At 71.6% G+C, this 14,814-nt stretch carries 12 protein-coding genes; 8 read left to right on the forward strand and 4 right to left on the reverse strand.

What is annotated here, in order from left to right; all coding sequences use genetic code 11:
* Positions 1–105 precede the first annotated feature (105 nt).
* The 6 genes from ACZ58N_RS36770 to ACZ58N_RS36795 all read left to right on the forward strand — a co-directional run bounded on the left by ACZ58N_RS36770 (position 106) and on the right by ACZ58N_RS36795 (position 5,543).
* Complete coding sequence (locus tag ACZ58N_RS36770; protein ID WP_471169312.1) at positions 106–516, forward strand: VOC family protein; 411 nt, start codon at positions 106–108, stop codon at positions 514–516.
* A gap of 164 nt (positions 517–680) precedes the next feature.
* A complete protein-coding gene (locus ACZ58N_RS36775; RefSeq protein ID WP_471169315.1) occupies positions 681–1,229 on the forward strand; it encodes a helix-turn-helix transcriptional regulator in 549 nt (182 codons plus the stop codon).
* Positions 1,229–1,897, forward strand: a complete 669-nt coding sequence (locus ACZ58N_RS36780; protein WP_471169318.1) for a glyoxalase — start codon at positions 1,229–1,231, stop codon at positions 1,895–1,897. The genes ACZ58N_RS36775 and ACZ58N_RS36780 overlap by 1 nt, the downstream gene beginning before the upstream one ends.
* Before the next feature lie 60 nt (positions 1,898–1,957).
* Positions 1,958–2,371: a VOC family protein gene (locus ACZ58N_RS36785; protein ID WP_471169321.1), complete on the forward strand. Its 414-nt coding sequence runs from the start codon at positions 1,958–1,960 to the stop codon at positions 2,369–2,371.
* 196 nt (positions 2,372–2,567) lie between these two features.
* A complete protein-coding gene (locus ACZ58N_RS36790; protein WP_471169324.1) occupies positions 2,568–3,002 on the forward strand; it encodes a YdeI/OmpD-associated family protein in 435 nt (144 codons plus the stop codon).
* Between the two features lie 420 nt (positions 3,003–3,422).
* Complete coding sequence (locus ACZ58N_RS36795) at positions 3,423–5,543, forward strand: HelD family protein (RefSeq protein WP_471169327.1); 2,121 nt, start codon at positions 3,423–3,425, stop codon at positions 5,541–5,543.
* 79 nt (positions 5,544–5,622) lie between these two features.
* Here ACZ58N_RS36795 and ACZ58N_RS36800 read toward each other — a convergent pair whose 3' ends face one another.
* Positions 5,623–7,752, reverse strand: coding sequence for a hypothetical protein (locus ACZ58N_RS36800; protein ID WP_471169329.1), 2,130 nt, complete (start codon positions 7,750–7,752; stop codon positions 5,623–5,625).
* A gap of 50 nt (positions 7,753–7,802) precedes the next feature.
* Positions 7,803–8,495 carry an ABC transporter ATP-binding protein gene (locus tag ACZ58N_RS36805; protein WP_471169331.1) on the reverse strand — a complete coding sequence of 231 codons (693 nt, stop codon included), beginning with the start codon at positions 8,493–8,495 and terminating at the stop codon, positions 7,803–7,805.
* A gap of 535 nt (positions 8,496–9,030) precedes the next feature.
* On the opposite strand from ACZ58N_RS36805, the gene ACZ58N_RS36810 reads away from it, so the two are divergent.
* Positions 9,031–10,494 (forward strand): membrane-associated oxidoreductase, encoded by a 1,464-nt coding sequence (locus ACZ58N_RS36810; protein WP_471169334.1) that lies wholly within the window; start codon positions 9,031–9,033, stop codon positions 10,492–10,494.
* A 608-nt stretch (positions 10,495–11,102) separates the two neighbouring features.
* Here the strand turns inward: ACZ58N_RS36810 and ACZ58N_RS36815 are convergent.
* The gene (locus ACZ58N_RS36815) at positions 11,103–11,681 is read right to left on the reverse strand and encodes a hypothetical protein (RefSeq protein ID WP_471169336.1); all 579 of its coding nucleotides are present in this window, start codon (positions 11,679–11,681) and stop codon (positions 11,103–11,105) included.
* 564 nt (positions 11,682–12,245) lie between these two features.
* On the opposite strand from ACZ58N_RS36815, the gene ACZ58N_RS36820 reads away from it, so the two are divergent.
* Positions 12,246–13,424, forward strand: coding sequence for a barstar family protein (locus ACZ58N_RS36820; RefSeq protein ID WP_471169339.1), 1,179 nt, complete (start codon positions 12,246–12,248; stop codon positions 13,422–13,424).
* 63 nt (positions 13,425–13,487) lie between these two features.
* Here the strand turns inward: ACZ58N_RS36820 and ACZ58N_RS36825 are convergent, their stop codons facing one another.
* Positions 13,488–14,741: a bifunctional adenosylcobinamide kinase/adenosylcobinamide-phosphate guanylyltransferase gene (locus tag ACZ58N_RS36825; protein WP_471169341.1), complete on the reverse strand. Its 1,254-nt coding sequence runs from the start codon at positions 14,739–14,741 to the stop codon at positions 13,488–13,490.
* Positions 14,742–14,814: the final 73 nt, after the last annotated feature.

Here is a 14,814-nt window from a genome sequence, read left to right on the forward strand (position 1 = left end):
TGCACAACCTCGCCCTCGCCGGATAGGCAAGCGGCCCGCACCGCAGCCAACCACGTCCGAGGCGACTCGGAGATCAGTTACGGGACAGCCCTTAGCCTGCTCACCATGGACATCACCATTCACACGACCGCCCTTCCCCACGACGACCCGGACGCGTCCCTCGCCTTCTACCGCGACGTCCTCGGCTTCGAGGTCCGCAGCGACGTCGGACAGGGCAGGATGCGCTGGATCACGGTCGGCCCGGCCGGTCAGCCGGGCACGTCGATCCTCCTGACGCCGCCCGCCGCCGACCCCGGCATCACCGAGGACGAGCGCCGGACGATCACCGAGATGATGGCCAAGGGCACCTACGGCTGGATCCTGCTGGCCACCCCCGACCTCAACGCCACGTTCGAGAAGGTGCAGGCCGGGGACACCGAGGTCGTGCAGGAGCCGACCGAGCAGCCGTACGGCCTCCGCGACTGCGCGTTCCGCGACCCCGCGGGCAACCTGATCCGCATCCAGGAACTGCGCTGAGCCCTGAGGGCATCGATGCGGCCCTGCGGGCCGACATCGCGGCCACCCACCACCCGAGCGTCCGGAGTACCCCGCAGCGTCGGGTACCCCGGACGCTCGAAGGCGTTGGTGGGATCGACGGAAACGACGTACATGACGTACGTCCGACGAAGGGGAGGGTTCTCATGTGCAAGCCCGAATTGCGGCGTGCCCGGGTCCAGGCACAGCGCCTGGACGACCTCGCGCGGCTGCGCCGGGTCCGCGACCGGATCGACAGGGAATACGCGCAGCCACTGAACGTCGAGGCGCTCGCCCGTGATGCGAACATGTCCGCCGGGCACCTGAGTCGGCAGTTCCGGGCCGCCTACGGAGAGTCTCCGTACTCGTACCTGATGACGCGCCGCATCGAGCGGGCGACGGCGCTGCTGCGGCGGGGCGACCTCAGCGTCACCGAGATCTGCTTCGCGGTCGGCTGCGCGTCACTGGGAACGTTCACCACCCGCTTCACGGAACTGGTCGGCATGCCGCCCGGGGCGTTCCGCCGTCAGGCGGCGGATGCGGCGGTCGTGGCGGAGACGGAGAACACGGCGGACGGCCGTGCCGGTGCTGCGGGTAGGGCCGGCGGGGCGGGGCCGGCGATCAGGGTGGAGGGGATGCCGGCGTGCGTGGCGAAGCAGGTCGCGAGACCGGTCAGGAATCGAGAAGCCCCGGCGGCCACCGAGCCCCTAGCGTGATGGTCATGGCAACCACCGCTTCCACCGCAGCCCACGTCTCCCTCGCTTCCATCACCCTTGAGGTGGCGGACCCCGAGGCCGCCCAGCGCTTCTACACCGCCTTCGGCGTGGACACGCACATCCGCCTGCGGGCGTCCGAGGCTCACTCGACCGGATTCCGCGGCTTCACCGTGGGCCTCACGGTGTCCGGGCCGGCCACCGTCGACGGCTTCTTCGGCGCCGCCGTGGCCGCCGGCGCCACGGTCCTGAAGCCCGCGACGAAGTCGCTGTGGGGCTACGGCGGCGTCGTCCAGGCCCCGGACGGGACCATCTGGAAGATCGCCACCTCGGCGAAGAAGGACACCGGCCCCGACACCCGCGAGGTCGACGAGGTCGTCCTGCTGCTCGGTGTCGAGTCCGTGAAGGCCACAAAGCAGTTCTATGTCGACCGGGGCCTGAGCGTGGCCAAGAGCTTCGGCAGCAAGTACGTGGAGTTCGCCGCCGGTGGGTCCGGCCCCGTCAAGCTGGCGCTGTACAAGCGCCGCGCCCTCGCCAAGGACCTCGGCGTCCCCGCCGACGGCACCGGCTCGCACCGCATCGTCCTCGGCAGCACCGCCGACGTCTTCACCGACCCCGACGGGTTCGCCTGGGAGGCCGCCGCGTCGCTCACCCCCACCCCCCGGTCCTGACGCCCGGCCCCATGCCGCCCCCTGCCTCCCCCTCTCCAACCCCATTGCAAGGAGTAAGACATGAAGGCGCACGTCAGCTCCATCCTCCTCGGTGTCCGGGACATGGACCGGGCCAAGCGGTTCTACACCGAGGGTCTCGGTTGGAAGGTCCGGAACGACTACGGAATCTCGGTGTTCTTCGACTCGGACGGCGCTTCGCCGGTCGGCTTCTACGGTCGCGAGGGTCTGGCCGAGCAGGTGGGCACGGACCCGGAGGGCAGCGGCTTCAGCGGGCTGGTCCTGACGTACGTCGTCCGCAGTGAGGCACGCGTCGACGAGATCATGGCGGAGGCCCGCGAGGCCGGTGCCACGATCCTCAAGCCCGCCGGTGCTCTGCCGTGGGGCGGCTACGGCGGCACCTTCGCCGACCCGGACGGCTACGTCTGGAGTCTCGGATACAGCGCCCCGGGAGCCGACCAGCCCTACGCGGAGTAGCCGCCCCGCTGGGGCCGCGATCCCGCAGCCCGCCCCCGGCCGTCCGGGACGCGGCGGTGTCCCCGGGTGGTCCTGGCGGAAGGGGACGCGGCCGGCGGCCATCGGAGCCGGGCGGGCCGGATCTGCGGCGCGCAGGCAGGACGATTCGATGAGATGACTCCGGAACTCCGGAACTCAGGGCGACAGGAGAATGATCATGAAGTTTCGGTCCCGCGTAGAGCCACCCGAGCCCATGCGGGGCCTGGAAGTCCCGCCCGAGGTGGTGTCAGCGCTCGGCGGGGGCGCCCGGCCGCCGGTGACCATCACGGTCAACGGGCATTCCTGGAGGAGCCGCGTCGCCATCCTGCGGGGCCGTCACCTGCTCGGCCTCAGCAACGCCAACCGGCAGGCGGCGGGTGTCGCGATCGGCGAGGAGATCGAGGTCGAGCTGGAGCTCGACACCGAGCCGCGCGTCGTCGTCGAACCCCCTGACTTCGCCCGAGCCCTGAACGACGACCCGGTCGCCCGCGCCGCGTACGACGACCTTTCGCCCGGCCGCAAGCACGAGCACGTGCGCGCCATCGAAAGCGCGAAGAAGCCCGAAACGCGCCGGCGGCGAATCGAGAAGGCCATCGCCACCCTGCGGGGATGAAACCGGAGAACAGAAAACCACCGGCCGATCCCGGAGGGTTCGAATTCATGGGATGTCGCCGTGGCGCCCGTAGTCATTCGGTTATTCGGCGACATCAAGGACGCGGAATCCGAAAATCGTCGTATCCGGGGCGGGTCGTGTCGGATCGGGCCGGGACGAGCCGTCCGTGGCGGAGGGCCCGAGGTGGATGGGCGTAGCGGCACCGGACGGGGCGGCAGCCCCTGCACGGGGCGGCCGAGCGCGCGAAGCATCATCGATTCCGCCGTTGTGCATGCGCCCGCAGGGCCACGGCCCGTCAAGTAAGTCAAGACTTACTTTCAGGGGGACTTCGACCGTATGGTTCGGCTCGAATCGAAGGAGCCCCTGTTGTCGAAAAAGAATGATCCAGCTCTGTGTGCGGTTGCATCGGAGCGGGATTATGTGTCTTCGTTGTATGCGTTGCTCAACGAGCGTATTTCCGAGGCGCGAGCACATCGGGCTAACGTGCTGGAAGCCCCGGCTGAAAGCACCGGTGAGGCCTACGAGAAGGAGGTCGCCGCCGAGCGTCTGGCCAAGGAGATCGACCGGCTGGAGGGCGCCGAAAGGGGGCTGGTCTTCGGGCGCATCGACCGGACCGACGGCACGGCCCTGCGCATCGGGCGGATCGGACTGCACACGGAGGACGGTGACATGCCTCTGCTCGTGGACTGGCGGGCGAACGCGGCGCGGCCCTTCTACGAGGCGACGCCGGTCCATCCCATGGACCTGCGTCGGCGTCGGCACCTGCGGCTCCAGGAGCGCACGGTCGTCTCGGTGAGCGACGAACTGTTGGACGGCACCGCTCCGACCGACGACGACGTCGTCGGCGACGGCCCGTTGACCGAAGCCCTGTCGGCGCGGCGCACGGGCAGGATGCACGCGGCCGTCGCGACGCTGCAGGCCGAGCAGGACGAAATCGTCCGCTCCGCCCACCGCGGGGTGACCGTGGTGCAGGGCGGCCCCGGCACCGGCAAGACGGTCGTCGCCCTGCACCGGGCCGCCTACGTCCTGTACGCGTTCCCGCGCGCCGCGGCGGAGGGTGTCCTGGTGGTGGGTCCGAACGCCCGGTTCCTCGATTACATCTCCCAGGTCCTTCCCTCACTCGGAGAGAACGACGTCGACCTGACGACCTGTCGGGAACTGGCCGGATGGTCCACGGACGCGGTGGACGCGTTCGATACGGCGCGCCTCAAGGGCAGTGCCGACCTGGCCGACGCCCTGGCCGCCCTGCTGCGCCCGCGCCAAGCCCCGGCCGGCGACTTCACCGTGCGGGTCGGACGGGAACGGGTTCACCTGTCCGCCGAGCAGGTCGCCACGGCACGCGACGCCGCCGTGGCAGCCGTACCGGGGCACAACCCCGCGCGCCAGGTATTCAAGGAGCTCCTGGTCGACGCCGTCCTCGACGCGATGCAACGCGACATGGGCGACCTCCTGGAGCAGATCGACGCCGATACGGTAACGGCGACGGGCATCGACCTCGATCGGTTCACGGGCACCGCCCAGCGCCGTATCGAAGGTGCGGTCGACTCGGGTCCGGTACACGAACTGGACCTGGACGCCCTCCGGGCCGAGCTCCTCGACGACCCCCAGGGCCAGGACGACCACCAGGGCCAGGACGACCACCAAGGCCAAGGCGACCAAGACGACAACAACCATGACCCCGACGGCCACTCCGCCACCGCCGTCGACCGGGCCGTCGAGGCGTTGTGGCCGCGGCTGGTGGCCGGTGACCTCGTGGAGGCGCTCCTGACGGACGCCGACGCTCTCGCCGCGCACCTGCCCCGCCTGACCGAGCAGGAGCGGTCCCTTCTGGTGCGCGGTCCCGACGCCCCTTGGACCGATGCCGACGGGCCCTTGCTGGACGAGGCCGCGAGCCTGGTCGACGGCCCGCCCGAGCGGACGTACGGGCACGTCGTCGTCGACGAGGCGCAGGAACTGACCGCCATGCAGTGGCGGATGATCGTCCGCCGTTGCCCGGCAAGGGCGATGACGCTGGTGGGTGACTTCGCCCAGGCGGGCCCGGTCACGACGGCACGCGACTGGAAGGAAGCGCTGAGCCCCCACCTCGGACCGCGGTTCGACCTGCACGAACTGACCGTCAGCTACCGCACCACTCAGGAGATCCTGGAGAGCGTACGGGACCTGCTCACCCGGATCGCTCCGGACCAGGAACCCACCCGGTCACTGCGAAACGGCGAGAGCCCCCGGACCGTGCTCACTTCCCCGGACGGCCTGGTCACCGCCGTCGTTCGGGAACTCCGCGCCCAGCGCGCCGCTCACCCGGGCGAGCTTCTGGGGGTGCTCTGCGCGGACACCAGGGTGGGCGAGTTGACGGCGCGGGGCATCGCCCACCACGCACGCATCGTGCCGGCGTCCGAGGCGCGCGGTCTGGAATTCGACGGGGTGGTCGTCCTGAACCCCGAGGAGATCATCGCGGCCCGTCCTGGTGGGGAGAGGGACTTGTACGTGGCCCTGACCCGGGCCACCAAGCGCCTGTGCACGATCACCGTCCGGCCCACCTGACGCCCTGGCGCCCCGAGCGTCCCGTGCGAGGTCCGCGTCGCACGGGACGGCAGGCGGTGTGCTTCGTGCTTCCGGCCGGTCAGTCGGCTCGTGGAGTCCAGGACGAGGCGTAGGCGGAGGCGGTGCGTCCGCACGACCACGCCACGACCATGCCGCACACCGCGACCACCGCCGCCCCCGAACCGAGCAGGGCGGCGGACATCCAACCACCCTTGCCCAGGTTGATCATCAGGGATCCCAGCAGGGCTGCCACCCCCGATCCGACGGCTCCGACGGCGGCCAGCGGCAGGGCGAGGTTGAACAGGGCGATCCGCCGGTAGAAACCCTGTCCGGTCTGGTGGACGGCCAGCGGCCCGAGGGCCTGGGACTGTTCGATGAACACCCCCGCGGCGCCGAGAGCGCCCGCGGCGGCCAGGGCGGCGATGCCGAGGAGCGCGAAGTCGAGCAACCACCGCACCTGGGCCGCCTGGGCGGCCGACCCCAGGGACCAGGACTGCCCCGGTTGCGCGGTCATCGGCCCGATCAGATGCCGGTGGCCGGCCCGCTCGATCGCCTCGACGCCGGACGCCCCGTCACGGTTGACCACCAGGAACCCGAACAGTGCCGCGTCCCCTTCGGCGGGGGCGGCACACGCGCACACCGTGACCGGCGGCCCGGGCAGCATCTCCGTCGTGACGAACACCTCCCGCCCCAGCGCGGACAGACCTGTGAACACGCTCTCCGGACCGACGGGTTCGACGGGGCACCGCGTGATGGTTCCGAACGCGGCCAGGGCTTCACAGGTGCCGGTGAGCCGCACACCCTTCCGACCGGGCTCGGGGGAGTGGCGCAGCACCCGTTCGGCGCCGACGGCCGCGACGAACCCTTCGGCGGTGGCGGGGACGTTGCGGGACCTGACCTGCATCAGGGTGCTGTCCCCGGTCTGGTGGCGGGACCGGGCCGCCTCGGCGGGACCGGCGAACTGAGTGGTGATCACCTGGCCGATGACCACGATCCCGAGGCCGACGACGAGTGCGGCACTGAGCCGGGCCAAGGCCTGCGGCCGGGCCGCGAGCCATCGACCGGCGACGATCATCCCCGGGTCCCCGCGTCGGCCACCGACACGGGCCAGCCGGGCACCGATGACGCGGGCCAGGCGAGCGGTCGCGTACGGAAGCACGCTCAGGGCGGCCATCGCCCCGACCACGAAGCCGATCTTCCCCACCGTCCCCCGGTACTCGGACCCCCAGGCGGCCAGGACGACGGCGCCGACGAACGCCATGCCCGGCCACCGGCCGCCGGTGACCGGGCCCGAGAGGGCGGGCGCCGCCCCCGCACGTCGACGGCGGACGAGGCAACCGGCGACACTCAGCGCGAGCAGGACCAGGAACGTCCCCAGCGCGCACACGGGAAGCCGGCCGAGCGCTGCCCGAAGGTCGTCGGCCCATACGCGGTAGCCGGTGAACGGCAGCGTCAGGGAGGTCACCGAAACGGTTGCCGCCACCGCGCACGCGGCCAGGATCCCGTAGCCGAGCGGCCGGGCCGCTTCCGCGGCCACCACCACGGCCCTGCCCCGGACCGGAATGCCGAGCGCATCGAGGAGGAGCAGCCGCCGCTCACGTACCTCCGAGCGGCCGCGCGCCGCCACGAGCACGAGTGCCGTCACGGGCACGCCCGCGACCAGTGCCACGATCAGGTCGAGGTCGGCGATCCCGCGGTCGAACTGGTGGGAGGCGACGAAGAACGAGCGGTGTTGGCGGGCGCCGAACGCGCCGATGAAGGAGGTGGGTTCGGTGACCTCGTCGAAGAAGCCGCCCAGCGGCGGGTTGACGTACGCCACCAGCTCGACGCCGTCGGCGAGACCCGCGGGCGTGATCCTGCCCACGAGCTGCCCGTACCGGTCGGGAGCCACCTCGGCGAGGGCGGGGGACAGGTACGCCTCCCCGGGGCGGGGCCAACGCGGAAGCCCGGGCGGAGGCGCGGTTGCGGAGGCCAGGGGCCTGACGTAGATCACTGAGACGGCACGCTCCCCCACCTCGTCGGGCCGCTCCCACCAGCGGGACTGGGCCACGGCGGCTGCCACCGGGACCGGGTTGCGCGCGGTCATGCGCGCATCGCGCCGCTCGTGGACGGTATGGGCGGCCACGACGGCCCACACCGTCATCAGCGCGAGCAGAGCCGCCATGGTGAGCGCCGCCCGATGCGTCGATCCGCCGCGGGTACGGGCCATGCGGAACCCCAGGGCCCACAGCAGCCGCGTGCCGGACCGGGTCCTCGACCTCAACGGGCACCTTCCAACTTCCCGCCGACCAAGGTCAGCACCACGTCCGCGCGCTCGGCCACCGACGGGGCGTGGGTCACCACCACCAGCGCGCAGGGCCGCTCCACCGGCAGGGCGAAGAGGAGCTCGGCCACCGCATCGGCGGCCTTGCCGTCCAAGGATCCGGTCGGTTCGTCGGCCAGGACGAGGGTCGGAGAGCCGATGAGCGCTCTGGCCACCGCCACCCGCTGCCGCTCACCACCGGACAGGGTGCCGGTGGGCGAACCATGAAGACCGCCGAGGCCCAGCTCACCGAGCAGCGACTCGGCACGCGCGTACACCTCTCCCGGCGGGGCGGAGGACATGAGAGCGGGGAGGGCCACGTTCTCCAACACCGTGAGTTCGGGCAGCAGCTCACCGAACTGGTAGACCATCCCGACATGGGCCAGCCGCAGGGCGGCGCGCCCGGAGGCCGAGGCCGCGGTGACGTCGTGACCCGCTATGACCACCTTCCCTGCGGTAGGAAGGGTGATGCCCGCGAGGCAGTTCAACAGGGTGGACTTGCCGCACCCGCTGGGCCCGGTGACGGCCACGCTCGTACCGGGAGCGATATCGAGGGAGAGCCCGTCGAGGAGGGTCCGACCCGCCACCCGGTAGCGCAGTCCCCGGGCTGACAGGGCTTGGGTGGTCGAGGTGTTGGAAGTGGAGGGCACAACTACTCCTTGCACACGGGTACTGCTTGCACACACGAACGTGGACCCGTGGTGGCGGGCCCTTTCGAGCCGTTCGCGCGGCGAGCCGCCACCGCCACCGCCGAAGGTTCACGGATCCGCTGAGCCTGGTGACGGCAGATGAGTGGTCACGGCGAACGCGATCCGTGCGGTTGCTGCTTGGCGGGAACGTGGTGGGAACGTGGCGGATACGTGGCGGGCGTGCAGCTACGACTGCCGACGAACCTCGCACGACAGTTCTACCCGCACAAGCGAAGAGCCGATATCCGCCATGGGCTGGCCTTCGGAGGAACTCTTTGGCCGGATGCGCGTAGGTCCATGCTTCGGTTTGCCACCGAGGACGACGCGGCGAGGTCCTCGATGGTGTTCGGGACGTGGCTGAAGATCCGCACGAACCTGGAGTGGACAATGGGGGGACGGGCTCGGCCACTGGCCGGGCGGGGCGGGGGGATCGGAACGAAATGACGTTCTCTGTGCGGCAAGTGACAGCTCGCGCACGACGCGTCGGTAGCCCGACGTGAGCGAGATCGGCGATCTGACGCCGGCGGAGGCGCGCATATGGCGGGCCTATCCGCGAGGCGAGTCCGTGAACTTTCGCGAGGCCGAGGACGAGGATCCGGCGCTCGGCAGCGCCTGGGGCGCCGAGCGGACCGTGCGGGCGAAAGTGCTGCGGGCACTGCTCGTCAAGGCTCCGGAGGAGGACGGAGAGATCGCCGCGCTCAGGATCACGGGGGCGCGGATCACCGGCGCGCTGGACCTGAAGCACGCCACGATCGACGCCGCCATCCGGCTGAGCCACTGCCGATTCGACGGCGCTCCCGACCTGTACGGCGCCCAGCTCCGCGAGCTCGACCTGGGCGGGTCGGTTCTGCCGGGGCTGACCGCGGAGACCTTGCGGGTCGACGGGGTGCTGCGGATGACCAGCTGCCGTGTGCGGGGGCCGGTGCGGCTCGGCGGGGCGCAGATCACCGGGGCGTTGTTCATGGAGGAAGCGGAGTTCACGGCGCCGGACGACGCCGAGCCGGTGCTGCAGCTCAACCAGGCCTTGATCGGTGGCGACCTGTGGGCGCCGGAGATGCGCGCGAACGGACAGGTACGACTCACGGGCGCCTCCATCGCCGGGCGGATCAACGTTCAGGACGCAGGATTCCATCGGCCGGACGGCACCGCCCTGGACGCGCAGAACCTCACCGTGGGAGCCCACGTACGGGCACGACGCGTACGTACGCAGGGTGGGGTCGAGCTCCGGGGCTCGCGCATATCGGGCCGTCTCGACCTGCTCGACGCCCACCTGTCGCATCCCGGCGATGCGGCGCTACGGGCCAGCAGCTGTGTCATCGGTGAACTCTGGCTGGGCGGCGATCGGATCGAGGGTGCCCTGAACCTGCGGCGATCCCGGATAGAGATCATGAACGTCGAACCGAAGGTGCTGCCGGAGCGGGTGCAGATCAGCAACCTCACCTACACCCTGCTGACCCCACACGAGCCGGCGGCGGAGCGCCTTCCGATGCTGGAGCGGGACGGCGACCGTTACGAACCCCACAGCTACGAGCAACTGACGGCCGCCTACCGTCATGTCGGTGACGACGACGCGGCCCGACTCGTCCAACTTGCCAAGCAGCGACGCCGGCGCACCACGTTGACCTGGTACGGACGGTTGTGGGGCCACGTCCAGGACGGCATCGTCGGCTACGGCTTCCGCCCGTCGCGAGCGGCCGTCTGGTTGCTGTCGCTCATGGCCATCGGATCGATCGCGTACGCCCTGGATCACCCCAGGCCCACCAAGGCGGGCGAGGGACCTGCCTTCAACCCGGTCTTCTACACCCTCGACCTGCTCCTGCCCATCATCAGCTTCGGCCAGGAGTCGGCATTCGCCCCTGTCGGCTGGCACCAATGGTTGTCGTACGCCCTGATCATCACCGGCTGGATCCTGGCGACGACGATCGTCGCGGGCGTGACCCGTACGGTGAGCCGCCAATGACACCCCGTGGCGCGAGACGCGTACCGGCCACGCCGAGGCGGACCGTGGTAGCGCGGTTCACGGCCTCCGCACATGGCGCGGAGCTACCTGCGCGGTCGTCAGTCCAGGCGTCCCTCGTGGAAGCCGGGCCAGGGTTTGACCGCCAGGAGGTGTCCGCCGAGGGGGACCGCGCTGTCGGCCTCCCAGACGGTGCGGTCGGCGCCGAGGGCGAACTCCAGGTGGTGGGCGATCAGGGTTGCCGTGCTGGTCCCGTCCGCGGGGGCGATGTCGAGGGCGCGGCAGTCCAGGGGCAGCAGGTAGATGCTCTCCGTGGCCGGTTCCGCCGACGGGGGGCCCAGGAGAAGGAGATGACCAAGGTGGTGCCGAGGGCCTGGGCGTCGTGCAGGCGGAAGCTGCGGTACGGCTCCGGCATCCGGTCCTCACCCGGGCCGACGGCACGCAGGTCGTCGGAGACGTCGACCAGTTCGGGTTCGGTGGCGGTGGGCGACATCTTCTCCCAGGAGTAGTCCTGGCGGACGATCCGGGCGAGTTCGGCTACCTGGGCGGAATCCACCCGCTGAGTGTAGGGGGAGCGGAGCACCTGGGGCGGGCGAGAAAACCCGGGTCACTCAGATGGTGCCGTTGACCCAGTCCGGACACCGGTTCTCGGGCGAAGCCTTGGCGGGCAGCTTGCAGTAGGCGGTGACCACGCCGAACTGTTCTTTGTCCGGGTCGTCCTTGGAGGAGGCGGGGTCGGCCTCCACCCACACCGCGATCACGGGCCGGTCCTTGGCACGGAATTCGGCGATGCAGCGCATGCGCCCGTTCGGTCCGCTGATCGGGAAGGCGCTGCTGACCACGCGGGAAACGGTGCGGTCGCTGACGTTGTGATCCCGGTCGGCGTGGAGCCAACCGAAGGCCTTGCTGCCCGAGGAGGCGTTCGAGCGGCCCTGCCGCAGGATCACGAGGGCGCCCGCGGCGTTCCTGACCGCGGAATGACACAGGTAAGGGGCCTTGTCGGCCCGGTACAGGGCGTAGTTGCCGGTGCTGCTCGGGCAGGGGACGTACCGGGCCGACCCGACGGGAACGTCGCGTCCGCTCCCGGACGCAGACGCAGACGCAGACGCGAAGGCGGGCGCGGCGACGGGGGAGGCGAGCAGGGCGGCGGCGGTCAGGGTCGTGGTGGTGAGAAGGAACAAGCCCGCCATGAGAATTCCCCTTGCTGCATAGGCTGCGCATCCTGTGGCCATTGGCCAATGGCCAATGGCCAATGGCCACTCCCGCTCACGGCGGGGGAGCGCGAAGCGGTTTCGAGTGGCTGCGGGTTTCACCCGTTCGGGCCCGGCCGACCCCTTCGTTCGGCGGGACCCGCCGACCCCGGGACGGCATGCCGAAGTGAGGCCCGGCGAAGGGACGGGGACGTCGCCACCAGCCGGGACGCCTGCACCCCTAGCCCCCGGCCTGACGGACGCCGCCCGTCCGATCCAGCCCGCACTGCCGGCCCCGCTGGAAGCGCTGATTGCAATACCGGCACCCGAACTCCCGCCCCATAGCGGGCATTGCCGGCGAGGATGGCCATCCGGATCTTCCGGGCGATGCTTCCGCTCGTGGTCGCCGCGGACGATGGTCCGGAGCGCGAAGCCGTCGTCCGCGCGCACAAGCGGGCCCGGCACCGCTTCCTCGCCCCGACGATCGGCCGACCGGCCCCCGGCCCGGGCGGAAGGGGTCCGTATCGTGGGCGTGAGGCGGTTGCTCGGATTGTCGGGGGTTGGGTGCGCATCGCGGATCACGTCAGTTGGGACCGGGCATTCCCGGTGAAGTACCTCCTGGTGGAGGAGGACGAGGACGGTCGGGAGCAGCTCTGGGGGAGGTGCGCCGGAGTCGAAGGACTGTTCGTCGACCCGGCGCCACTGCCCCGTGAGGTGCTGACCCTTCGGGGGTGCGCCCCCGAAGGCATCCTGAGCGACGTCCTGGCCGGCTCCGACGTCTCGTTGCGTGGTCTGGGCGACGTGAGCGTCGAGGTCTGGGACGATCGGCGGCCCGTGCAGTGGTGGACCCTCGTCGACGCGGTCGTGGTGGCCCACCAACCCCACGCCGCCGACCCCGCCCTGTACGACGTCGTGCTCGGCGCCGGCGTCAGGGCGGACGAGGACTTCGACGAACTGCCCGCCGCCCCGCGTTTCGAGCTCTTCGCGGGCACGACGGTGTCCGCCGCACCTATGGGGCGGTGCGCAGCCGTCGACGACCTGTTCGCGTCGCGGGACGACCCGGCCCCCGTCCCGATGCAGCTGATCGGCTGCGAGGCGACGGAACCACTGCTCGTGGGGACGCAGCAACCACGCCGGTGGCCACGGGACGCGTTCGAACTCCTGGTACTGGACCGTCACGGCGCCGTGATGGCGTCCCGCGTCGTGCCCCTGGCGATCGACGGCGCGCGACCGTCCGTGCTCGGAGCCGGGCTGGAGGACATCACCCTCACCGATGGCGGCGACGACCGGCCGTTGCCGGCGGTCCGCCCGGTCTGGGAGAAGTGGTGTCAGGGCCCACCGGCGGAGCCCAACTCGTGGGCGCCGTACGACGCGCAGGGCAGGGCCGAGTGGCTGGAACTCAACACGCGCGCCTGGCGCGTGCCCGTGCCCCTTCCGGACCGATCAGGCGGTGAGTACCACCTGGACGGTCGGTTCGTCACGGACGTGCCCGGGTTGCACTGTGCGATCGCCGAGGCCCTGCTCGGGCCCGGTCGCTACTTCGGCCGGGAGTGGAACGCCTTCAAGGACTGCCTGTCCGGTGGATTCGGGGTGGTACCGCCCTTCATCTTGATCTGGCACCACTCCGAGGTGGCGCGCCACGCACTGGCGGACGTCGTGGAGGACCTGAAGAACGGGCTCACCTACTTCGAGGAGGTCGTGGACCTCCTCGAACGGCGCGGCGTCACGGTCGTGCTCCGCTGACGTGACGCCGGGACGGTCTCCGGACGGGGCACCGAGGGGACTCCGGGTCGGGTGTCCGGGTGGTCAGCCCTTCAGGGCCAGGACCTGCCCGGCGACGACGAGGAGCACCTCCTCGCAGGTCCCGGCCACCGTCGCGTTGAGCCAACCCAGTTCGTCGCGGTAGCGCCGCTGCCAGACGGTGCCGGGTTCGACCCCGGACCCCACCTCGCTGCTGACCAGCACCACCCGACGCCGGGCCGTACGTACCGCGTCCGCCAACTCGGCGGACCGGGCGCGCAGCTTCTCCTGCCCGCCTCCCAGCCAGGCCGTGTCGTCCTCGGCGTCCATCGCCTCCATCGCGCGGGCCAGCCACGACGCCAGGCAGTCGACCAGCAGCGGCGGACCGTCCTCGGTGAGCAGCGGGATCAGGTCGCGGGTCTCCACCGTCCGCCAGTGGGCGGGGCGCCGCTCCCGGTGCAGGTGCACCCGGTGCACCCAGTCCGGGTTCCCGTCGCGGCCGCCTCCGGTGGCGGCGTACACCACCTCCGGGTGCGCCTCCAGGCGGCGCTCCGCCTGGAGGGACTTCCCTGAGCGGGTCCCGCCGACCACCAGGGTCCGGCGCGGCACGGTCGGGGCGGGTACCGGCCGGTCGGTGAGTACGGCGGTTCCGTCCGGCACGGCCCGGGCACCGGCCGCCACGCAGCGGCGGGACAGTTCGTCGCCGACCGGGTCCTCGTGGTCCAGGTGCACCGCGATCACGTCGGTACCGGGGCCGACCGCGCCGGAGGCCCGCAGCCGGGCGGGCGCCTCAGGACGGCCCAGCACGTCGGCGAGGACCACGTCGTACGGGCGGTCCGCGTCCTGCCCGTCGCCGTCGCCGTCGTCGCCGTCGCCGTCGCCGGGGAGCGGGGCAGCGGGTCCGGCCGGGGCCGCGCCGGGCGGCAGGTACAGGGCGCGGGTGCCGTCGGGGGCGGTCACCGCGTAGCCGGTACCGGGCACGTCGACGGGGACCGCCCGCACCAGGTGCCCGGACGCGGCCACCAGCTGCTGCCCGGCGGGCACCCGGACCGCCGGGGGCAGGCCGGGCAGCCGCGCTCCGGCCGGGCCGTCCACCGCGGGGCGGGCAGGCAGCACGTACCGGATCCCGGACGGCGCGTGCCCGACCCGGGCGGCACTCGCACCGGCGTCCGGCGTCGCGTCGAGGAGCAGGACCCCGTCCACCAGGACCGCCGTCGCGGAGCGGGCGTGCACGCCGACGGAAACGGCGCAGCCCGCGCAGGGGCAGCCGGGCCGGGGCAGCCCCTCGGGGGCGGCGGTGCCGAGCAGGGTGAGTTCCACGGGTGGTCCTTCCGAAAGGGGTGGGCCGGGCGGCGGGGAGCTCACGCTCTCCGCCGATGCGTGGCCGGCCCTT

The organism is Streptomyces sp. NPDC040432 (genome assembly GCF_055595445.1).